General features: G+C 68.6%; 18 protein-coding genes and 1 pseudogene. 8 read left to right on the forward strand and 11 right to left on the reverse strand.

All coding sequences use genetic code 11. From position 1 onward, the window contains the following. Window positions 1–122: pseudogene (locus Q0V34_RS06010) on the forward strand (hypothetical protein); the annotation flags it as partial. Between the two features lie 64 nt (window positions 123–186). Here Q0V34_RS06010 and Q0V34_RS06015 read toward each other — a convergent pair. After that, window positions 187–1,512, reverse strand: coding sequence for an oxygenase MpaB family protein (locus Q0V34_RS06015; protein WP_297509249.1), 1,326 nt, complete (start codon window positions 1,510–1,512; stop codon window positions 187–189). A gap of 159 nt (window positions 1,513–1,671) precedes the next feature. Here Q0V34_RS06015 and Q0V34_RS06020 point away from each other — a divergent pair, with 159 nt between their 5' ends. Together Q0V34_RS06020 and Q0V34_RS06025 are read left to right on the forward strand one after the other, a co-directional pair. Continuing rightward, window positions 1,672–2,220 (forward strand): hypothetical protein, encoded by a 549-nt coding sequence (locus Q0V34_RS06020; protein ID WP_297509253.1) that lies wholly within the window; start codon window positions 1,672–1,674, stop codon window positions 2,218–2,220. Window positions 2,221–2,324: 104 nt separating this feature from the next. Beyond that, entirely contained in the window at window positions 2,325–2,720 is a 396-nt protein-coding gene (locus Q0V34_RS06025) for a DUF4282 domain-containing protein (protein WP_297509256.1), read from the forward strand. Here Q0V34_RS06025 and Q0V34_RS06030 read toward each other — a convergent pair. The 4 genes from Q0V34_RS06030 to Q0V34_RS06045 form a co-directional block, all read right to left on the reverse strand. Continuing rightward, a complete protein-coding gene (locus tag Q0V34_RS06030) occupies window positions 2,717–3,661 on the reverse strand; it encodes a WcbI family polysaccharide biosynthesis putative acetyltransferase (RefSeq protein ID WP_297509259.1) in 945 nt (314 codons plus the stop codon). The genes Q0V34_RS06025 and Q0V34_RS06030 overlap by 4 nt on opposite strands. A 62-nt stretch (window positions 3,662–3,723) precedes the next feature. Next, entirely contained in the window at window positions 3,724–4,173 is a 450-nt protein-coding gene (locus Q0V34_RS06035; protein ID WP_297509262.1) for a MarR family transcriptional regulator, read from the reverse strand. A gap of 10 nt (window positions 4,174–4,183) precedes the next feature. After that, entirely contained in the window at window positions 4,184–4,600 is a 417-nt protein-coding gene (locus tag Q0V34_RS06040; RefSeq protein WP_297509265.1) for an organic hydroperoxide resistance protein, read from the reverse strand. A 113-nt stretch (window positions 4,601–4,713) separates the two neighbouring features. Beyond that, window positions 4,714–5,418, reverse strand: coding sequence for a DnaJ domain-containing protein (locus Q0V34_RS06045; protein WP_297509268.1), 705 nt, complete (start codon window positions 5,416–5,418; stop codon window positions 4,714–4,716). Window positions 5,419–5,514: 96 nt separating this feature from the next. Here Q0V34_RS06045 and pdxH point away from each other — a divergent pair, with 96 nt between their 5' ends. Next, window positions 5,515–6,183 carry a pyridoxamine 5'-phosphate oxidase gene (gene pdxH / locus Q0V34_RS06050; protein WP_297509271.1) on the forward strand — a complete coding sequence of 223 codons (669 nt, stop codon included), beginning with the start codon at window positions 5,515–5,517 and terminating at the stop codon, window positions 6,181–6,183. A gap of 4 nt (window positions 6,184–6,187) precedes the next feature. On the opposite strand, the gene Q0V34_RS06055 is transcribed toward pdxH, so the two are convergent. From Q0V34_RS06055 to Q0V34_RS06065, 3 genes are all read right to left on the reverse strand, one after another. Further along, window positions 6,188–6,829 (reverse strand): hypothetical protein, encoded by a 642-nt coding sequence (locus Q0V34_RS06055; protein WP_297509274.1) that lies wholly within the window; start codon window positions 6,827–6,829, stop codon window positions 6,188–6,190. Further along, on the reverse strand, window positions 6,829–7,227 hold the full coding sequence (locus Q0V34_RS06060; RefSeq protein WP_297509277.1) for a RusA family crossover junction endodeoxyribonuclease: 399 nt from the start codon (window positions 7,225–7,227) through the stop codon (window positions 6,829–6,831). Before Q0V34_RS06060 ends, Q0V34_RS06055 begins: the two co-directional genes overlap by 1 nt. 63 nt (window positions 7,228–7,290) lie before the next feature. After that, window positions 7,291–7,911, reverse strand: coding sequence for a TetR/AcrR family transcriptional regulator (locus Q0V34_RS06065; RefSeq protein WP_297509281.1), 621 nt, complete (start codon window positions 7,909–7,911; stop codon window positions 7,291–7,293). Between the two features lie 145 nt (window positions 7,912–8,056). Here Q0V34_RS06065 and Q0V34_RS06070 point away from each other — a divergent pair, with 145 nt between their 5' ends. After that, the gene (locus Q0V34_RS06070) at window positions 8,057–9,556 is read left to right on the forward strand and encodes a bifunctional aminoglycoside phosphotransferase/ATP-binding protein (protein ID WP_297509283.1); all 1,500 of its coding nucleotides are present in this window, start codon (window positions 8,057–8,059) and stop codon (window positions 9,554–9,556) included. Between the two features lie 95 nt (window positions 9,557–9,651). On the opposite strand, the gene Q0V34_RS06075 is transcribed toward Q0V34_RS06070, so the two are convergent. Next, complete coding sequence (locus Q0V34_RS06075; protein WP_297509287.1) at window positions 9,652–11,409, reverse strand: ATP-binding protein; 1,758 nt, start codon at window positions 11,407–11,409, stop codon at window positions 9,652–9,654. Between the two features lie 217 nt (window positions 11,410–11,626). On the opposite strand from Q0V34_RS06075, the gene Q0V34_RS06080 reads away from it, so the two are divergent. Continuing rightward, entirely contained in the window at window positions 11,627–14,581 is a 2,955-nt protein-coding gene (locus Q0V34_RS06080) for a long-chain-fatty-acid--CoA ligase (RefSeq protein ID WP_297509290.1), read from the forward strand. 43 nt (window positions 14,582–14,624) lie between these two features. Here Q0V34_RS06080 and Q0V34_RS06085 read toward each other — a convergent pair whose 3' ends face one another. Then, window positions 14,625–15,515 carry an MBL fold metallo-hydrolase gene (locus Q0V34_RS06085; protein ID WP_297509293.1) on the reverse strand — a complete coding sequence of 297 codons (891 nt, stop codon included), beginning with the start codon at window positions 15,513–15,515 and terminating at the stop codon, window positions 14,625–14,627. Between the two features lie 69 nt (window positions 15,516–15,584). Here Q0V34_RS06085 and Q0V34_RS06090 point away from each other — a divergent pair, with 69 nt between their 5' ends. Then, window positions 15,585–15,731 carry a hypothetical protein gene (locus tag Q0V34_RS06090; RefSeq protein ID WP_297509296.1) on the forward strand — a complete coding sequence of 49 codons (147 nt, stop codon included), beginning with the start codon at window positions 15,585–15,587 and terminating at the stop codon, window positions 15,729–15,731. Here the strand turns inward: Q0V34_RS06090 and Q0V34_RS06095 are convergent. Beyond that, on the reverse strand, window positions 15,728–16,132 hold the full coding sequence (locus Q0V34_RS06095) for a TIGR01244 family sulfur transferase (RefSeq protein ID WP_297509299.1): 405 nt from the start codon (window positions 16,130–16,132) through the stop codon (window positions 15,728–15,730). The genes Q0V34_RS06090 and Q0V34_RS06095 overlap by 4 nt on opposite strands. Window positions 16,133–16,820: 688 nt before the next feature. Between Q0V34_RS06095 and Q0V34_RS06100 the strand changes: the two genes are divergently transcribed. After that, window positions 16,821–19,766 carry a TonB-dependent receptor gene (locus Q0V34_RS06100; protein ID WP_297509302.1) on the forward strand — a complete coding sequence of 982 codons (2,946 nt, stop codon included), beginning with the start codon at window positions 16,821–16,823 and terminating at the stop codon, window positions 19,764–19,766. Window positions 19,767–20,222: the final 456 nt, after the last annotated feature.

A 20,222-nucleotide genomic window follows, 5' to 3' on the forward strand; every position in this document is an offset into this window, starting at 1 on the left:
TCGACAACAGCGCCGCGGGCAAGGGTTTCGACAAGGCCGCCATGTGCATCGCCGAGAAGCTGCCGATGGGCGGCAAGACCGGCGCCGTGAAGGTTCCGTTCCGCTTCCCGGGCGGCGCGTAAGCGTCCACGCCTGAAGGCTGTATGAAACGCCCCCGTCGGTCCGCCGGCGGGGGCTTTTCGTTTGTCAGGCGGCGGCGGTTTTCACGCCGGGAGCGGGCCGATACTGCTCCGCGTCGCTGGCGAACTCGGCATGGCCGTAGCGCTTGAGCTGGCGCCGCAGCTTGGCGACCAGGCGCGCGTCGGCCAGATCGGCGATCCCGGGAACGCTCCGCGCCAGGCGATAGGCCGTCAGCTTGCCGGTCACCAGCAGCGCCACCAGGCCGAACAGCATGAAGTCGCGGGCGCCGATCTCGACGCCCATGCGGCGGGCGGCGGCGCGGTCGCCGTTCAGGAAGTTGCGCAGGAAGAACACCTTGGCGAAGCCCCGCTCGACCTGGTCGAACAGGCGGTTGGCGGGCGTCTCGTCCGGCGGCAGATAGGCGTTCAGCGTGGCGCGGACCAGCTCGCCGCAGGTGGCGTCGTCGAAGCCGGCCCGCAGGGTGGCGCTACGGGCGTTCATGGTGTCGACGACGCCTTGGGGCGTGTCGGCCAGCAGGTCCTCGGGCAGGCCCAGCAGGAAACAGCGATAGCGGGCCAGTTCGACCCGCGCCCGCTCCTCGGGCGTGAACGCCGTCCGGCCCGAGGCGACGATCTTGTAGCTCATCAGGAAGATCGGGATCAGGCCCGCCGGCATCTGGTCGACCTGCGGGATCGGGATTCCGTAGACCCCGACGTCCCAGCGGTTCGAGCGCTTCAAGGCGTTGAACCGCACCATCGAATGCATCAGCCGCACCATGGCGGCGGCCTTGAAGCCGGCTCCGTGACGCTCCAGGGCGCCCGGGAGCAGGGTGGTGGTGAAGAAGGTCGCCGTCTCGTTGACCCGCCGCGCGGCCGTATCGTTCGACAGCGTTCCGGTCAGGGCCATCGGCAGGGCGGCGTACTTGTTCATGAAGGTGGCGATGAACGCCCCCCGGATGGCGAACGGGCCGAGATTGGCGGCGGCGTTGCGGTCCAGGCGCTGGCCCTGGCGGACCAGGTCCATGTCCAACCAGTCGGGAACGCGCTCCATGTCGGCGATGAAGGCCGCCAGCTCCGGCGGAGCGTCGGGCACGGCCTCGAGACCTTCGTCGCAGGCCTGGGTCAGCATCTGGATCAGAGATCGGAAGCCGTACCTCGGCATCAGGGCGGCATAGGCGTCGGCCACCACGTCGCCCAGCATCGTATAGGCCTTGATCAGGGCGAGCTTGTCGGGATCCAGCGCGACCTTGGCCAGGCGCGGCGCCACGCTGGTCGCCGGATCGGTGGTGAAGCGCTCGGGCGTGACGTCGAAGTCGACATCGCCGTACAGGGCGGGCAGGGCGGTCTTCTGGGCGGCGACCTTGGTCCGCACGCGGTCGAGAGAAGCGCTCATGGGATCCTCTCCGGAGGCTCCGCCGATCCTCCCCCCGGCGCCGGCTCGACGCAAGCGCGACGCGGCGTCAAGCGTCGTCGCGTCGAACCGCCGACGGAACTCCGCCGGCAAGGTGACGTTCTCTTGGCCAAGGGAGGGGCTCTTCGACGGAGAGTTTTGATGACCAAGCTTGCCCTGCTCGCCGCCGCCGCGTCCGTGACGTTCGCCGGCGCCGCCTTCGCCCAAAGCACCACGACCACCACCACGACGCCCTCGACGGGCAAGATGCCGCCGGCCAGCCAGTCGGGGTCGCAGACCTCGCCCCAGACCTCGCCCCAAACCTCGCCGATGACGGCGCCGACCCAGTCGACGACGCCGATGTCGCCCCAGACGACCACGCCTTCGACCAGCACGCCGTCGGCGGGCATGTCGGGGCAAAGCAGCTCGTCCTCGGCCAATACGGCCGACAGCGCCGGCTCGCCGACCTCGGCCACCGTCGCCAGCTTCAAGGTCGGCTCGGCCGTCAAGGACGCCCAGGGCGTCGCGGTCGGCCAGATCACCGGCACCAGCACCGGCGCCGACGGCTCGACCAATGTCATCGTCACCAACGGCGGCGTGAAGTTCGCCCTGCCGGCCAACAGCCTGAGCGCGGGCGCCGACGGCAGCGTCTCGACCACGGCCACCAAGGCGCAGATCGACGCGACGGTCGCGGGCGCCAAGCCGCAATAAACCCGATCTTCGCCCGGACCGAACATCCGCGAGCCCGCCCGGCATTGCCGAGCGGGCTCGTCACTGATAGCGATGGAGCCTGTTGAGGGGCGTTCTTCGCCGACTTGGGGTTCCGTATGCCTCCGGCCAATAAGACCAAGCGTGGGTCCAACTCGCTGCTGTGGGATCTGCTGACTTTTGATCGCCTGGTCACCGGCCCGGTGATTCACTTCATCTATTGGGCGGGTCTGGGCGTGGTGGTCCTGTTCGGCTTCGGCGTCGTCGGGGCCGCCGTCGGCCTGGCGCTGAAGGAGCCGGGCTTCGCCTCGCTGCTGCTGGCCCTGCCGGTGATGGTCGCCGGCCTGCTGGTCGCCAGCGCCATGGTGCTGCTGTGGCGCGCCTTCTGCGAATTCTATGTCGCCATCTTCCGGATCAGCGAGGACCTGCGCGCGCTGCGCCAGACCAGCGACGCCGACCACGCCCTGCTGCGGGCGCGCCGCGAAACCCCTCCCCAGATCTAGTCCGTCGCCAGCAGCGTCGCGTACCAGGGCCTGGCCGTCGGCTGGGCCATGGTCTCGACCGCCTGGATGAACTGCTCGCGGGGAATGGCCTCGTAGAACGGCCGCTGGCTCCGCACATAGGCGGCCAGGCTCTGGCGGCCATGGGTCTTGGTCCGCACGGTCGGGCGATCCTGGAAGGTCATGCCGAACGCCTCGCGCACGAACGGCGCGGCGAAGAACTGGATGTCGCCGAGCGGATCGGCCTTCAGCGACCAGCGCGCGCCCAGCGTCTTGCCGATCAGCGGCTCGAGGCGCGCCAGGATGTCGTCGGCGATCCAGCGCATCGGCAGCACCGACGGGTGGTTGGCGGTGTGGCCCAGCCGCTTGTGCTGGTAGAGCGCGCGGACGCGGTCGGAGATGCGGATGTCGAGCGGTCGGTCGCCGTCCAGCACCCGCTCCTCGCGCACGCCGAACTCGTAGAACGCCGCCCCGACCATGCCTTCGACATAAGGCTCCAGGCCCTTCAGGTGTTGCAGGCGCTCGACGATGGTCTCGTCCGAGAAGCCCCGGGCGATCAGCGCGCCTAGGAGATAGTCCATGTACTCGGTCGGCGGCTCGGGCAGGCCGGGCAGGGCCGAGGTGATGAACGGCGTGTAGACCTCGAAATGGTAGTAGGCGAAGCTGATCAGGGTCGTGGACGACGGCGCGGCCTCGACGATCCTGGCCGAGGCGAACTGGGGTCCCCGATAATTGGCCGAGATCGGCTGGTAGAGGACGACATCGAGGTCCGGGACCGAGGCGATGAACGCCTCCATCTCCTCGGGCGTGATGTTCATCACCGCCGGGATCGGCGTGAACTGGATCTTGCCGGTCAGGCCCGGAACGCCGCGCAGCAGCTCCAGCAAGGCGTTGGCGTGGCAGGCGCCGTAGATGGCGGCGCGGATCGGCTTTCGACGCGACATGAGACTCCTCGGTCGGAGCCTGCTTAAGCGCTGGGACCGGCGATCACAACGCCGGAGCGCCCTCAGCGCGCGACCGTCTTCAGCCGTTCGCGCAGGGCGCCCATCGCCTCCAGCGGCATGTCGAGGGCGCAGAACAGCTTTTCAGGCACGCTGGCGGCCTGGTCGCGCAGGGCGCGGCCTTTATCGGTCAGCGCCACGATCACTCGCCGCTCGTCCTCGGGATCGCGCCGACGCTCGACCAGGCCGCCGGCTTCCAGACGCTTGAGCAGCGGGGTCAGGGTGCTGGAGTCGAGATCCAGCGCGTCGCCCAGGGCGCCGACCGTCCTGGGACTGGCCTCCCACAGCACCAGCATCGCCAGATACTGCGGATAGGTCAGCCCCAGGGCGTCCAGCATCGGCCGGTAGAGCCGCGTCATCCGATTGGCCGCGCCGTAGAGGGCGAAGCACAGCTGGTTGTCGAGGCGCAGGGCCTCGATCGGGGCATCGGCGGACGCGGGGGTCTTCTGGCTCATGGCCGGGATGTTAGGCCGCCTTGACGGTGATGGCGACGTCGACATTGCCGCGCGTGGCGTTCGAATAGGGGCAGACCTGGTGAGCGGTGGCGACCAGGGCCTCGGCGTCGGCCTGGCTCAGGCCCTGGGTCTCGACCTCCAGCGCGACTTCCAGCTTGAAGCCGACCTCCTGGGTGGCGAGGCCGACCTGGCCGGTCACGGTCGAGCCGGTCAGCGCGATCTTCTGGGTGCGGGCGACGTGGGCCATGGCGCTCTGGAAACAGGCGGCGTAGCCGGCGGCGAACAGCTGCTCGGGATTGGTGCCGGTCTCCTTGCCGCCCAGGGCCTTGGGCATCGACAGCTGGACGTCCAGCAGGCCGTCGTCGCTGCGGACATGGCCGTCACGGCCGCCGACGACGGTGGCGCGGGTGGTGTAGAGCGTGGTCATGAGAGCCTCCTTGGCTTGAAGATATGTGAGCGATTTAATCGCACACGATATAAATTCAAGGGGGCGACGGAAGAATCATTCTCCTCCCCCAAGAGGGGAGGAGAGTAAATTCTTTAAGCCGCCCAGGCGGCGGCGAAACGCTTGAGCAGGGAGCGGGCCGGGCTGTCCTCTTGGCCCGCCTCGGCGGGCTCCAGGCGCAGGAAGAGCTCGCCGGCGCGGTGGTGGGCGCGGGCGGGCAGGCCCTGGCCGGACAGACGGACCAGGCCGCGGGCGGCGGCCTTTGTCGAGACCCAGGCCTGCCTTGGCCCGAGCACCGTCTCGACCTCGACCCGGCCGCCCTCGGCCAGCACGCGCGGATCGACCTTGCCGGTCAGCCAGAGGTCGTCGCCGCGCACCAGGGCGCCGTCCTGGGAGCGCAGGCGCACCTCGAAGATCACGCCCTCGACCCGCACCTTGTCGCCCTCGCGCAGACCGGCGGGCAGCTTCAGGCGCAGGCGGCGGCCGTCGATGGTCAGGTCCTCGGCGCCGCCCGAGAGCGCGGTGGCGATGTCGATCTCCAGAAACACCCGGTCGGCGATCGGCGGCGGCGAGGCGACGGCGGGCGGGAAGCAGGTCTGGGCGACCGGGGTCTGCTGCAGCAGGCGATAGGCGGCCAGCACGTCGCGGAACAGGGCCGCGTCGCCGGTCGGCCGGTCGGGATGAGCCCGCTTGGCGGCCTCGCGATAGGCGGCGCGCAACTCGCGCTCGTCCGCGCCCGGCGCCACGCCCAGCAGGGCGCGCGCGGCCGAGAGCGTCAGGGCGGAGGGACGGGCGGTCATCCTCCGACCCTGCCGCCCGGATGGTCAACGGCGGGTTAAGTTAAGACTTCGCGCCGGGCTGTGGCCTCCGCCGCCGCCGCGACCTATATCGGAGCCATGAGCGCCGATCCGACCCTGATCCCCGCCTCGCCCAGCGAGGACGACTATGTCCGCCAGGTGCGCGAGGCCACGCCGCCGCCGCTGCTGAGCGAGGAGGACCCGTTCGCGCTGTTCGCCGAGTGGCTGGAGGAGGCGGGCAAGAAGGAGCCCAACGACCCCAACGCCATGACGGTGTCGACCGTCGACGCCGACGGCATGCCGGACTCGCGGATGGTGCTGCTGAAGGACTTCGACGCGCGGGGCTTTGTTTTCTACACCAACACAGAGAGCGCCAAGGGCGTGGAGCTGACGGTCAACCCCAAGGCCGCGCTGCTGTTCCACTGGAAGTCGCTGCGCCGCCAGGTGCGGATCCGAGGGACCGTCGAGCCGGTCAGCGAGGCCGAGGCCGACGCCTATTTCGCCAGCCGCGCCCGCCACAGCCAGCTGGGCGCCTGGGCCAGCGACCAGTCGCGGCCTTTGCCCGATCGCCTGGCCCTGGAGAAACGGGTCGCCGAGATGGGCCTGAAGTTCGGCCTCGGCAAGGTGCCGCGTCCGCCGCACTGGTCGGGCTATCGGATCGTCCCGGTGACCTTGGAATTCTGGCGCGACCGCCCGTTCCGCCTGCACGAACGCCTGGTCTTCGACCGCGCCGCCGGCGGCTGGACGACGAAGCGGCTGTTTCCGTAATGGGCTAGGCGAGGGCTGTCTGCTCCCGGCTCAGAGCTTCGGACAGGTCGATCAGGCGATCCACATCTCCTTCGGTTGGCCGGTAGTCCAGCAGGCCGTGAGCCGCCGCGTTTCGGCCGCCGGCCATTTCACGGAGGAAATGAGCCTCCGTCTGGGGAAGCCGGCCGGTCGAGATCATGACGTCGATCAGTGATCCCGGGGACAAGCTTCGCGCCGCGAGGTCCGGTTCAAGCCGCCTGGCCACCGCCTCGAAGATCGACCATGCGAGCAGCAGCGCGGAGCGCGGTGCCACCTCGGCGACGCGGCGCGCCTCATCGAGCGCCGCCCGCACCTCGGCCTCCGTCGTGGGCGCCACGGCGACGCCTTCCTGCGCGGCATAGACGACCTCGAGGCGCCATTCCGGGTGGCCGGCGAGGAGGCCTTGCAGCTGCCGGACCTTGGTGTCGCCGGAGCGCCCGCGATGACGAAGGATCTCGATCAGCAGGGACGGCTGCGAGCCGATCGCGATGGCGTCTGGCTGAAATCCTTGAAGAAACGCCGGCAATTCATGGGGCTTGGGGCGTCGGATGACGCGATAGCCCTCTTTGACCCAGCGCGGTTCAAGGCTGTCGAGCATCGCGCTTTCGGTCAGGGCGTCTGAAGCCATCACGAGAGCTCCTCATGTACGTCGCCGGTGATCCGAACATAGACTACCGGCTCCTCGGCCTCCAAGGCGGAGAGCAAGACGGGCGATGGCGCCTGGAACGCGAATATGCGCTCCGGCTCGAACTTTTGCACGACCACGCGCTCGACGATCTCGTCGTCGCTGTAGACGCACCGCACCACGGCGTCGAGGATGGGCTTGACGCGATTATCCAGGTCGCCCCGCATCTCGACGCCGGGAAAAATATAGATCGTGACCGCGAGAGGGTCGGTCAAAAGCCACGAACCCTCCGGAAGCGCCGCGCGGGCCGCCAGTTGCACCGTTTCCTTCCAGGCGCGCTTGGAGTCGCTTGAGCCCTGGAGGCTGATCGCCGTGCCCGCCACCACGAACTCGAAGGGCAACTCCGGTTCCAACGACAGAGCTCCGCGTCTTCATACCGCCTGGCCGGGGCGAGCGCGCCGCCCCTACCGCGCCCCGTACCGGGCCAGGAAGGTTTCCACCGCGTCCTCGGCGATGGCCGTGACCGATCGGCGGGGTTCGACCGGGTCGCCGGCGGTCAGGCCGAGCGTCAGGGTCGCGTGGTCCAGCATGCCCAGCAGCTGACCGGTCGCCCACGACGCCTTGTCGACCTTCAGTTCGCCGGTCCGCGCGAGATCCTGGATCACCGCCAGCGCCGCGCCGCCGACCTCGTCGCGGGCCGCGTGCAGGAAATAGTCCGCGACATCCTCGAAGCGGCGACGCTGCGACGTCACCATCCTGAACACGGCGCGGGTCTCCGGGCGGGCCTGAAGCGCGGCATAGGCGCTCGCCAAGGCGTTCAGCCGCGCGCGGGCGTCGCCTTTCGTCCGTGTCGCCTCGCGCACCGGCGCCGACAGAGCCTCGACCGTCTCCATGACGATCGCCTTGAACAGGTCGGCCTTGCTGGGGAAGTAGGCGTAGAGCGTGGCCGTCGAGACCATCGCCGTTCGCGCCACCACCTCCATGCCGGCGTCGGCGTAACCTTGCCTGAGAAAAAGCGCCGCGGCGGAGGCGAGAATCTCCTCGCGCTTGTGTCCCGCCCGCTTCAAACCCGCGCCGATAAGCATCGCTGAACTCGCACTCACTGAACTTTACACAATCTAACCGTGAAAAATCAGCCCAAGCAAGGTCCGCGCGAGAGGACTTGGCGGCGGGTTTCGGCTATGCAGCGCCGGCGCCCGCTTTCGGGCGGGACGAGATGGGATTTTAGGCGTGATCAAGGACGCGGAAGCCGCGCGCGAGCAGGAAGTCGCCGCCTGGTTCAGCCAGCGGGCCGAAAGCACGATCGAGACCTCGTGCGCCCGCGTGTTCCTGATCGGCGGCTCGGCGTTCAAGGTCAAGCGGCCCGTCGACTTCGGCTTTCTCGACTACTCGACGCTGGAGCTGCGCCGCTGGGCCCTGGAGCGCGAGCTGACCTTCAACCGCGCCGCAGCGCCGGACATCTATCGCGAGGTCAAGCGCCTGACGCGCGCCGCCGACGGCGGCATCGAGATCGACGGTGAGGGCGAGATCGTCGAGTACCTTCTGGAGATGCGCCGCTTCGACCAGTCGGGCGTGCTGGCGACGCAGCCCTGGGCGATCGACGACGCGCTCGAGGATTCGCTGGGCCGCACGGTGGCCCGCTTCCACGCCGGGGCATCCCCGCGCCCGCAAGGCGGCGGCGTGTCGGCCCTGGGCTACACCATCCGCTCGAACGCCAACCTGCTGCGCGGCCTGGCGCCGCGTCTGGGCCGGCAGGCGGTCGAGCGCCTGGTCCACGAGACCGACATCGCCCTGGAACGCCTGGGTCCGTTGCTGGACGGCCGCGCCAAGGAGGGCTTCGCCCGCCACTGTCACGGCGACCTGCACCTGGGCAACATCCTGATCGAGGACGGCCAGCCGATCCTGTTCGACTGCATCGAGTTCAACGACACCCTGTCGGACATCGACGTGCAGTACGACCTGGCCTTCCTCTTGATGGATCTGGATTTCCGCCGCCGGCGCGACGCCGCGGGGCGGGTGCTGAACGCCTATCTCGACGAGGCCGCCCGCGTGTTCGGCGACGGGCTGTGGACCGGTCTGGCGGCCCTGCCGCTGATGCTCAGCGTGCGGGCGGCCGTGCGCACCCACGTGTGGGCCTATACCGGCGACGACGAGGCGGCGCGGGCCTATCTGCAGACGGCGTTGGAGCATCTGGCGCCGAGGCCCGTCAGCCTGGTGGCGGCCGGGGGGCTGTCGGGCTCGGGCAAGTCGACCTTCTCGCGGGTCTGCGCGCCCGGCCTGGGCGCGGCGCCCGGCGCGGTGGTGCTGCGCACCGACGAGATCCGCAAGCGCCTGTGGGGCGTTCCGTCCCTGCAGCGCCTGCCGCGCGAGGCCTACACGCCCGAGACCAGCGCCAAGGTCTATGACCAGCTGTTCCACGACGCGGCGCTGTGCCTGAAGGCCGGCCGCTCGGTGGTGCTGGACGCGGTGTTCCTGAAACCCGAGGAGCGGGCGCGAGCCGAGGCCCTCGCCCGCGAGGTCGACGTCGCCTTCCAGGGCGTCTGGCTGGAGGCGCCGCCCGAGGTGCTGCGCGCCCGCGTGGCCGCCCGCGTCAACGACGCCTCCGACGCCGACGTGGCGGTGCTGGAAAGCCAGCTCGCGCGCGACGCCGGCGAGATCGGCTGGCGCAAGGTCGATACCGTCAGCGCCTTCGAGGACGAGGCCCGGGCTCTGGCCGAGGCGATGGGGTAGAGCCTGTCTGTTCGAATGGACTCATTCGAAGCAGATAGACAGGCTCGCTTTCAAACATTTAGAGCGTGCTCGCCGCCGAAAGGCCCGGACGGGCTCTACGCCGCGCGCCTGCCCGTCGCGGCGGACGCGCCGTCCACCGCCCGCAGGATGGCCGTGATCAGGTCCAGCGGCTTGACCGGCTTGCCCAGGTGGTCGTCGAAACCCAGGGCCAGGAACCGCTCGCGATCGCCGGTCATGGCCGAGGCGGTCAGAGCGATGACCGGGATTGCCGGATCGCCCGCGCGCCCGGCGCGGATGGCCTCCAGCGCCGTGATGCCGTCCATCACCGGCATGTTGATGTCCATCAGCACGCAGTCGTAGTGCTCCTGCGACATCGCCTCGAGCGCGGCCTGGCCGTGCTCGACGACGGTGAGGGCGACGCCGGTCGGCTCCAGCATGGTGCGCACGACCAGCTGATTGACCGCGTTGTCCTCGGCCATCAGCACCTGGATCGGACCGATGTCGCGCTCTTCGGCGGGGGCGGCGTCCGCGGCGTCGGCGGGGGCGTCGGCCGCCTCGGCCCGGACGGTCAGGACGAAGGTCGCGCCGGGGCCGCCCTTGGCCAGCACCAGGTCGCCGCCGTGCTTGCGGGCGAGGGCGCGCGAGATCGTCAGGCCCAGGCCGGCGCCGCCGTGGCGGCGCGAGACCGTGTCGTCGGCCTGGGTGAAGCTGTCGAACACCCGCTCGGCGGCGTCGCTCGGCACGCCGGGCCCCGTGTCTCTGACGGAAAAGCGCAGCGTCCAGGCCGGGCCGTCCTGGCGCGCGTCGAGACGCAGGCGCACCTCGCCGCGCTCGGTGAACTTGATGGCGTTGGACGCGAGGTTGGTCAGGATCTGCCGGATGCGCAGCGGGTCGGCGCGAACCCAGGCCGGCGCCGTGGCGTCGATGTCGGCGTGCAGCGACAGACCCTTGTGCGCCGCCGCGTCGCGCCAGGCCTCGACCACGTCGGCGACCAGGGCGGACGGGGCGAAGACCTCCGGCGCCAGCTCGACCCCGCCGGCCTCGATCCGCGACAGGTCCAAGACGTCGTTGAGCAGGCGCATCAGGTTGTCGCCCGACTTGATCATCAGGGCGACCTGGTCGCGCTGGGCCTGGGTCAGTTTCGAGCGCGCCAGGGCGTGCGCCATGCCCAGCAGGCCGTTCATCGGCGTGCGCAGTTCGTGACTCGTCACGGCGATGAAGGTCGACTTGGCCCGCGCGGCGGCCAGGGCGCGCTCATGCTCCTCGCGCAGGCCGCGCGTCAGGGCCGCCATGCGGCGCGCGGCGGCGCGATTGCGCAGGACGACGTTCAGGGTGACGCCGATCAGCAGGGCCAGCGACCAGCGGGTCGCCTCGGTCAGCGGATCCGAACCGGGCATCAGGAAGAACGGAAAGACGATCAGGCTGGACACCGGCGGCAGCGCGCTGATCACCAAAAGGGCCAGCGGCTGGTGGCGATACTGCTGGACGAAGACCAGCTGGCCGCACCAGATCGCCACCGCCGCGATCTTCAGCGTATCGGGACCGCGCAGCCACAGCATGGCCGCCAGCGCCGCCCAGGCGCCGTTGACCGGGATCGAGGCCAGCACGAACAGCGCCCGCTCGCGCCGCGTCGCCGGGCGACCGCGGCCAAAGCCCCTGACGGCCATATAGGCCAGGCTCTCGGCGGCCAGGAAGCCGGCCAGCCAGACCAGGGCCATCATCGGCCCCAGGCCCAGCTTCACCATGATCGCGCCCAGCACGCCCGAAAGAATCCGCGAGGACGTCAGCCGCCGGATGTCGGTGGCGACCTCGTCCAACCGCTCGTCCCGCAAGGTCTCGGCGATCCAGCGCAAATTCGAATCCCCCCGGCGAAGCACCTTCGCCCCGAGGGGACTATCGACTGTTCCCGGACAATAGTCTCGAAAGTGGCGTGCGGCCGATTGGCGCGCCCTGGTGGAGCAACGGCGGGGGCGGGGTGTTTTCTCGCCTCGGGCGCTGCCGCGTTGCGTGTTGCGACGCACAACGATAGCTTCGCCTGAACAACGATAAGAGACCGGGAGACGGGCGCCGATGCAGGGCCTGATGCAGCACGGGGCGCTGACCCTCGACAAGATCATCGACCACGCCGCGTCGTGGCATGGCGGGCGCGAGGTGGTCAGCCGTTCGGTCGAGGGGCCGATCGTCCGCACGACCTATCGCGAGATCCGCGACCGCGCCAAGCGGGTGTCCAACGCGCTGCTGGCCCTGGGGATCAAGCCCGGCGACCGGGTCGGCACCCTGGCCTGGAACACCGGCCGCCACATGGAGGCCTGGTACGGCATCATGGGCATCGGCGCGGTGTGCCACACCCTGAACCCGCGCCTGTTTCCCGAACAGATCGCCTGGATCGCCGACCACGCGGGCGACCGGCTGATCTTCACCGACCTGACCTTCCTGCCGATCATCGCCGCCATCCTGCCGCGCCTGCCGCATGTCGAGCACGTGGTGGTGTTCACCGACCGGGGCCACATGCCGGCCGCGTTCGCTCCGGCCGCCGAGGCGCCCCACTTCAAGGGTCTGGTCTGTTACGAGGATCTAGTCGAGCAGCACACGGCCGACTGCGCCTGGGGCGGCTTCGACGAGGGCACGGCCGCGGGGCTCTGCTACACCTCGGGCACGACCGGCGATCCGAAGGGGGTCATGTACTCCCACCGCTCGAACTTCCTGCACACCTTCATCACCATGCAGCCCGACGTGATGGGCCTGTCGCAGCGGGACGTGATCCTGCCCGTGGTGCCGATGTTCCACGCCAACGCCTGGGGCGTGGCGTTCTCGGGTCCGGCGACCGGAGCCAAGATCGTCATGCCCGGCGCCAAGATGGACGGCGCCTCGATCTTCGAGCTGCTCGACACCGAGGGCGTGACCTTCTCGGCCGCGGTGCCCACGGTCTGGCAGATGCTGCTGCAGCACCTGGAGGCGACCGGCGCCAAGCTGCCGCTGTTGAAGAAGGTGGTGATCGGCGGCGCGGCCTGCCCCGAAAGCATCATCCGCGCCTTCCACGACAAGTATCAGGTCGAGGTGGTCCACGCCTGGGGCATGACCGAGACCTCGCCCGTGGGCACGCTGTCGGTGATGACCGACGAACTCGAAAAGCTCTCCTACGACGAGCAGATGCCCTATCGCCTGAAGCAGGGCCGGCCGCCGCTGGGCGTGGAGCTGCGCCTGACCGACGACGACGGCAAGCTCCTGCCGCACGACGGCAAGGCCTTCGGCCATCTGAAGATCCGGGGGCCGATCATCGCCGCCGAATATTTCCGGGGCGCGGGCGGCAAGATCCTCGACGAGGACGGCTTCTTCGACACCGGCGATATCGCCACCATCGACGCGCACGGCTTCATGCAGATCACCGACCGGGCCAAGGACGTGGTCAAGTCGGGCGGCGAGTGGATCAGCACGATCGAGATCGAGAACATCGCCGTCGGCCACCCCAAGGCGGCCCTGGCGGCGGTGGTCGGCATGCCGCATCCCAAGTGGGACGAGCGGCCGGTGCTGCTGGTCAAGCTCAAGGATGGCGAGACGGCGACCAAGGCGGAGTTCATCGACTACCTCCAGGGCAAGATCGCCAAGTGGTGGATGCCCGACGACGTGCTGTTCGTCGACGACATCCCGCTGGGCGCGACCGGCAAGATCGACAAGAAGCTGATCCGCAAGCGCCTGCAGGACGAGGGGTACGCGCTGCCCGAGACGCCGGTGCAGCCGTCGCCTAAGCCGGCGCCCGAGCCGCCCGTCGCCGCGCCGACGACCCTGGCCGCCGCCGATGGCGGGCATCCGATCAAGATCTACGCGCCGGAGCCGTCGGAAGAGGTCGCGGCGGAGGCCATGGTCGACGCGCCCGAGGCTCCAGCCAAGCCGCCGCCGGAGCCCCAGGCCGCGGCGACATCGGCGTCCGAGGTCGAACCCGAACCCCAGCCGCTGTCGGCGGCGGACGCGATCATCGCCGAGGCCGCCGCCATCGCCGCCGCCGCGCCCGCGAAGGGCGCCGAGACTCCCGTCGAGCCGGCGGCGGCGGAACCCACGGCCACCGCCGTCGTCGCCCCCGCCGAGCCGGCGCCGGAAGCGCCGCTGCGCCTGCGCGAGCCGGCGGATACGGAACCGCCTCAAGCGACCCCGGTCAGCGCCGACGCGGCCGAGGTCCTGCCGTTCGCCATGCCGATCACGCCCGGCAAGCGCGGCAAGACGCGCAAGGCGGCCCAGGCCGCCGGCAAGGCGCCGGGCTGGGCGGCGTTTTATCTGGATTTCGCCCTGCTGGTCGCGCTGGCTCCGGCCATTCTGGCGGGCGGCGGCGCGCTGGGGGTCAAGCTCGGCCTGATTCCGGTCTCGCTCGGCTACACGGCGATGACCCTGGACTGGGCGCCGCGCCTGGCGTTCATCAGCGTCGCCACCGGCCTCCTGGGCCTGATCGTCGCGCTGATCGCCGGCTTCGGGCGTCTGTGGAAGCCGGCCCTGCTGGCGCTTGTGATCACCGCCGCCACCTTCGGCGTAATGGTCGCGGCCAAGGCCATGACCGGCCAGTCCCCGCCGATCCACGACGTGGCCACCGACTGGAAGACGCCGCTGTCGTTCTCCGACGCGGCCATGGCCGCGCGGGGCGGCTCGGCCGAGGCGGTCTTCGACGATCCCAGCCTCCCCGTCGGCTCGGCGGCCTATGCCGGCCGGCGGATCGCCGAGATTAACGCCGAAACCTGTCCGGCCGCCCGTCCTCTGGTCAGCGAACGCGCGCCGGGCGACGTCTACGAGGCGGTCAAGGCCGCGGTGCTGGCCGCCGGCATGACCCTGACCACCGACGATCCGGTCGACGGCCGCCTGGAGGCCACGGCCAAGAGCTTCTGGTACGGCCTGACCGACGACCTGGTGGTGCGGGTGCGCCCCGACGCGCGAGGCTCGCGCCTCGACCTGCGCTCGATCGGCCGCGACGCCGGTCCCGACCAGGGCCGCAACTGCGCGCGCATCGGCGGGCTGATCGCGGCGGTGAAGGGCGTTCAATAGATCCTTCTTCCTGGCGAACGCCGGGAAGAACGGCTTTTCGAGATCAAGCCAGCCGGTAGACCGTCTCCAGCCCCGGCTCGCCGTCCGCCACGACTCGCCCCTCGGCGACCAACTGGATCAGGTGGGCGAGGACCGAGTGGGCGGCGGCCGGGTGCAGGCGGGGATCGACCGCCGCATAGAGGCTGGGCACCATCGTCTTGATCTGGCTGAAGCCGGCGCCCAGCGCCTCGAGGATCTGCGCCTCGCGCGCGCGGCGGTGAGCGACATAGGCGTCGATGAAGGGAGCGACGTCGCGCACCGGCGCGCCGTGAGTCGGCCAGAGCGTCTCGAACCCGCGCGCCTTCACCTTTTCCAGGCTGGCGAAATAGTCGCCCATGTTCCCGTCGGGCGGGGTGATCACGGTGGTCGACCAGCCCATGATGTGATCGCCGCTGAACAGGGCGTTCTCCTCGCGCAGGGCGAAGCAGACGTGGTTGGAGGTGTGGCCCGGCGTGGTGATCGCCTCCAGCGTCCAGCCGGGACCCGAAACCACGTCGCCGTCGGCGAGCTCGACATCGGGGCGGAACCGGTCGTCGGCGCCTTCTTCGAGCGCTGGGGCGTCGTTGACGTGGGGCGCGGGGGCGGGCAGGCCGTGGACCTTGGCCCCGAACGCCTCGGCGAGCGGGTGGGCGAGGGGAGAGTGGTCCAGGTGATGGTGGGTGACCAGCACGTGCGTCACCCGCTCGCCGGCCAGCGCCGCCTTCAGGGCCTCGAAGTGCTCGGGGAGGTCCGGACCGGGATCGATCACCGCCACCTCGCCGTGGCCGACGATGTAGACGCCGGTGCCGGTATAGGTGAACGGCCCCGGATTACGGGCGATGATCCGGCGGATCAGCGGCGAGACCTGGTCGGGACGCCCGTACTCGAAGGCCAGCTCGCGGACGAAGGGGATCATCGAAGCACTCCGTGAACCGCGGCGCCGGTCTTGCGCCTTAACCCGCCAGTAACCATCGGAGGACCGGCCATGGCGGCGGACGCGGCGATTTTTGTCTCAAAACGGCTCCAGCGCGCGGCCTTCGCGGTTCTCTGTATCATCCTGGCCCAGTTCGCCCTGGCCAGCTGCCAGCCCGAACCCGCCGCCATGGCCGCCCGCGAGGCCGGCGCCTATTAAGGCAGCACGCCCGAGAGATCGTATCCCGCCTCGCGACCCCGCGCGACCAGCGTCTCGCGGTCGTCGCCCGCCAAGGCCCGGCCCAGCGACCAGGTGATGATCGAGCGGGTGCCCGAGCGACAGAAGGCCAGGACCGGCCCGGTCGCGGCCTCGATGGCGGCCCGAACCGTCTCGACCTGCTCCGGGGTGGGGCCGCCGCGCACCGGCACGTGCAGATAGTCCAGACCCGCCGCGCGAACCGCCGACTCGATCGCCGCGCCGGGCGGCTGGCTGGGATCCTCGCCGTCGGGGCGATTGTTGATCACGAGCGCGAATCCCTTCGCCGCGGCCTCGGCGATGTCGGCCTCGCTGACCTGCGGGCTGACGAAAAGCGCGTCGGTGACGCGTCGAAAATCACTCATGGGACCGCTCGGAAAATGACCACGCGACACCACCTGTCGCGGTCGCATCTTCGCCAGGGCTCGGCTGGGACGCAATGCCCAGGCGTTGTCGGCCCCGAGATCCGGCGGCAAATTTTACCTGAGTGAAAGTGTGCTCTTGCGGCTCAAGAATTAATGAAATTTCATGAAACGCGCACGGAACAGGGGCAAGCGTTGCCGTAACGCTGGTCGTGTATGGCAATTTTTCGCCAGAACCTTTTCGAAATTGTAACGCGCGTTACTGTGTTCGCTGGGGCCGAGATAAGTCTTTTAGAACAGCGGACTAACCCAGGAAGCCCCGCGCCGAGCGAAGCCCCGGCGCCTCGCTGGCGCTCGAAAAACGGCAAAACCGGCTCCCCTGTGGCGCTTTTGCGACAGGCCTGGCGCGATATGGATTAAATATTTGCAATGACAATTGACCCTCGCCACGGCGGCCCCCTAACGTCGCCATAACCGGGGGAATGTTTCCGGGACACCAGTGATCTCGTGGCGCCAAAGGGCGGTTTTCCGCTCCAGGCGGGGCAAAGTAACTAGAGGGGTTCTTTGTCCGCCTGCCGCCCCGCGCCATGTTCAGAGGGGATTGAAGAGCATGATTTCCAAAAACAAGAGCAGCGCTCGCGCGCGTCTGTTGGCGTCGACGCTGCTTGCTGGCGTGGCCGCCGTAGCCGTCATGGCTCCGGGCTTCGCGTCGGCGCAAAGCTCGGTCGGCTCGGCCTATGGCCGGGTTGCTCCGGGCGCGGTCGTCACCTTGACCGACGCGGACACGGGCGTGTCGCGGACGGCCACGGCCAACGCCTCGGGCGACTTTAGCTTTGCTGGCCTGGCGCCGGGCTCCTACCGCGCGAAGGTTTCGAGCGGTGGCGTCGCCGACTTCAGCGTGAGCGCCGGCAACGGTTCGCCGATCAACTTCGTCGACGCCGTTTCGGAAGTCGTCATCCGCGCGTCCAACACCGTGAACCCGATCGACGTGAAGTCGGTCGAATCCACGACGATCTTCAACTCCTCGCGCCTGGACGCCCTGCCCGTCGGCCGCAACCTGTCGTCCGTCGCGCTGCTCGCGCCGGGCACCGTCTCGAACGGCAACCCGGGCGCCTTCGGCAATCTGGTGTCGATCGGTGGCTCGTCGGTCGCCGAAAACGGCTACTACATCAACGGTTTCGACGTCACGAACCTCTTCAAGTTCGTGTCCTACGCCGATCTGCCGTTTGACGCCGTCGCTCAACAGCAGATCAAGACCGGCGGCTACGGCGCCGAATATGGTCGTTCGCTGGGCGGCGTGGTGTCGGTGGTGACCAAGCGCGGCACCAACAAGTGGAAGTTCGGCGGTTCGGCTGAATACACCTCCTCCGACCTGCGCTCGAAGCCGCGCAACATCCGTTCGATCGATCCGGACGATAAGGCGGACAACTATTACACCGTCTACAGCAGCGACAACACGTTCTCCAATCTGGACTACAGCATCTATGCCTCGGGTCCGATCATTAAGGACAAGCTGTTCATCTTCGCGCTTTTGAACGCGCAGGATGCGAGGTCGGATACCTACGGCCGTACGACCAGCAACCACGTGACGAACACTTCGCCGAAGGGCCTGGTGAAGCTCGACTACTATCTGACGCCGAACCATCACTTCGAGTATACCGGTATCTACAACAAGGATACCGATCACCGCAGCTTCTACCAGAACGCCGCCGGCGCCGTTTACACCGGCAAGCACGGGACCAGCACCGGCAACAACGACCTGACCACCGGTGGCGACGTCAATATCTTGAAGTACAACGGTCAACTGACCGACAGCTTCTCGATCTCCGCGATGTTCGGTCGTCTGAAGAACCTGCAAGGCAAGCTGGATCCGGCGACGGATAAGCGCGGGACCTGCGTTCGCGCCTATGACTCGCAAGCCAACCGCAGCGCCACCAACTATGTCGGCTGCTACGACGAAAACAACATCACCATTCCGGACCTGAACTTCCAGCAGGACACCGACGTCCGCAAGGCGTACCGCTTGGACGCCGAGTGGAACTTGGGTGATCACAAGATCCGGTTCGGCTACGACGCCGAAGACTTCAGCTCGAGCCACCGCGGCACCACCTACACCGGCGGCGCCTACTGGCGTCACTACAAGGTCTATGAGGCGGCCGGCCGCACCGTGAACGGCGTCCTGCTCCCGACCGGGACGTTCTATGCCCGTCTTTGGAATAACGTGACGGGCTCGGGCATCTACAAGATCAAGAACACCGCCAGCTATATCGAAGACAGCTGGCAAGCTCTGCCGAACCTGCTGGTGTATGGCGGCCTGCGCTCCGAGTCGTTCAACAACATGAACTCTCAGGGCGTCTCGTTCGCCAAGGCGGACAAGCTGATCGCGCCGCGCCTGGGCCTGTCCTGGGACGTCAACGGCGACGGCAACACCAAGGTGTTCGCCAACGCGGGCCGCTACTACATCCCGATCTCGTCCAACACGAACGTTCGCTCGTCGGGCATCGAGTACCGCGAAGAGACCTACTACTACACCACCGGCTTCGACCCGGCGACGGGCCTGCCGACCGGTAAGGGCGCTCAGATCGGTCCTTACAATCTGAACGGCTCGAAGAGCGCGCCGCTGCCGGAGTCGGTGACCTCGAAGGGTCTGACGCCGATGTTCCAGGACGAAGTGATCATTGGCGCGCAACATCGCTTCGACACGGGCTTCACCCTGGGTGTTCGCTCGGTCTATCGCGACGTCAAGAACGGCATGGACGACCACTGCTCCAGGCAGCCGTACGTCTCCTGGATGGTGAGCAAGGGTGTGGCTCAGGCCACCGCCGAGGCGCTGGCCGGCAACATTCCGTCGTGCCAGATCATCAATCCGGGTAAGGACGTCGTTCTGTCGTTCGACTCCAACAACGACGGCGTCTCCGAGCTCAACACGATCGCGGCGAGCTACTTCCGCCTGCCCAAGTACAAGCGCAAATACCTGTCGGTTGAGTTCTTCGGCGACGCGTCGGGCCCGAACTGGTCGGTGAACGGTTCGTACACCCTGTCGGCGAGCCGCGGTAACGTCGAGGGCTACGTCAACTCGACCCTGGGCCAAGACGACGCCGGCGCGACGCAGGACTTCGACAACGCGCTGTTCGAGGACGGCGCCGAAGGCTACCTGCCGAACGATCACCGTCACGTGTTCAAGCTGTTCGGCAACTACTCGCCGACCTCCGAGATCACGCTGGGCGGCAACCTGTACGTCGCTTCGGGCGCCCCGCTGAGCTGCCAGGGCTTCATCCCGCTGGACGACCCGCGGGTTGGCTATGACCGTGGTACTCTGTCCGCTTACTCGGGCTCGAGCTTCTATTGCCTCGGGGCCGACGGGAAGACCCGGTTGACCAACCGCGGCAGCGAAGGCCGTACCGACTGGATCTACCGCCTGGACGCCAACGTCGCCTACAAGCCGAAGTGGGCTGAAGGCCGAGTCACCTTCATTGCTCAGGTGAACAATGTGTTCAACCTGCAGGGCGTGGAGATGCTCAACCAGTCGTCGGCGAAGGGCTCGGCGTCTTCGTTCCAGCCGAACCCGAACTACCTGCAACCGATCCGGTATCAAACGCCGCGGTCGCTGCGACTGATCGCTCGCTATAACTTCTAAGCGCCGCGACTGGTCGAAAGACATCAAGCGTAAAATGGAATGGCGGGCGAAAGCCCGCCATTTCTGCTTTCGCGGCCCTTGTCTTGGGCTGCTTCTTGAAGGCTCGAGAGCATGTTTCCGCCGCGCCGGACCCTGAAGCGGCCGAGGTGGTGAGGGCCGAGCGCGCAAAGGGCGGCGCCGGTGACGTAGGCCGCGTCCGCATAGCTGTTCGGCCGCGCCGGCAGCGGCCTCGCCAGTCCCAAGGGCAAAGCCGCAATCCCGGCGCGATAAAGGCCAAGGACCGCGACCGCCCGCCGATGGCCCGCGACGCGCCGGGCGGCGGCTCATCGCCGATCACGACGGCCGCGCGCCGGGGCGGGCGAGGCGCAACAAGGAGGCTGCTTTAGCCTCGAGTGTTGATGGCGCTCTTCAGGGCCGTCCTCGCCCTTCGACAGGCTCGGGGTGAGGACGACTGGC

This window comes from uncultured Caulobacter sp. (genome assembly GCF_947036865.1).
Classification (GTDB): Bacteria; Pseudomonadota; Alphaproteobacteria; order Caulobacterales; family Caulobacteraceae; genus Caulobacter.

What these genes read in the sequence shown, in the direction of transcription:
- Q0V34_RS06055 (WP_297509274.1), bottom strand. Translation starts at nt 6,829, where the DNA reads ATGGCTTCAGACGCCCTGACCGAAAGCGCGATGCTCGACAGCCTTGAA.
- Q0V34_RS06080 (WP_297509290.1), top strand. Translation starts at nt 11,627, where the DNA reads ATGCAGGGCCTGATGCAGCACGGGGCGCTGACCCTCGACAAGATCATC.
- Q0V34_RS06100 (WP_297509302.1), top strand. Translation starts at nt 16,821, where the DNA reads ATGGCTCCGGGCTTCGCGTCGGCGCAAAGCTCGGTCGGCTCGGCCTAT.
- Q0V34_RS06040 (WP_297509265.1), bottom strand. Translation starts at nt 4,600, where the DNA reads ATGACCACGCTCTACACCACCCGCGCCACCGTCGTCGGCGGCCGTGAC.
- Q0V34_RS06085 (WP_297509293.1), bottom strand. Translation starts at nt 15,515, where the DNA reads ATGATCCCCTTCGTCCGCGAGCTGGCCTTCGAGTACGGGCGTCCCGAC.
- Q0V34_RS06090 (WP_297509296.1), top strand. Translation starts at nt 15,585, where the DNA reads ATGGCGGCGGACGCGGCGATTTTTGTCTCAAAACGGCTCCAGCGCGCG.
- Q0V34_RS06045 (WP_297509268.1), bottom strand. Translation starts at nt 5,418, where the DNA reads ATGACCGCCCGTCCCTCCGCCCTGACGCTCTCGGCCGCGCGCGCCCTG.
- Q0V34_RS06015 (WP_297509249.1), bottom strand. Translation starts at nt 1,512, where the DNA reads ATGAGCGCTTCTCTCGACCGCGTGCGGACCAAGGTCGCCGCCCAGAAG.
- Q0V34_RS06095 (WP_297509299.1), bottom strand. Translation starts at nt 16,132, where the DNA reads ATGAGTGATTTTCGACGCGTCACCGACGCGCTTTTCGTCAGCCCGCAG.
- Q0V34_RS06065 (WP_297509281.1), bottom strand. Translation starts at nt 7,911, where the DNA reads ATGCTTATCGGCGCGGGTTTGAAGCGGGCGGGACACAAGCGCGAGGAG.
- pdxH (WP_297509271.1), top strand. Translation starts at nt 5,515, where the DNA reads ATGAGCGCCGATCCGACCCTGATCCCCGCCTCGCCCAGCGAGGACGAC.
- Q0V34_RS06035 (WP_297509262.1), bottom strand. Translation starts at nt 4,173, where the DNA reads ATGAGCCAGAAGACCCCCGCGTCCGCCGATGCCCCGATCGAGGCCCTG.
- Q0V34_RS06030 (WP_297509259.1), bottom strand. Translation starts at nt 3,661, where the DNA reads ATGTCGCGTCGAAAGCCGATCCGCGCCGCCATCTACGGCGCCTGCCAC.
- Q0V34_RS06020 (WP_297509253.1), top strand. Translation starts at nt 1,672, where the DNA reads ATGACCAAGCTTGCCCTGCTCGCCGCCGCCGCGTCCGTGACGTTCGCC.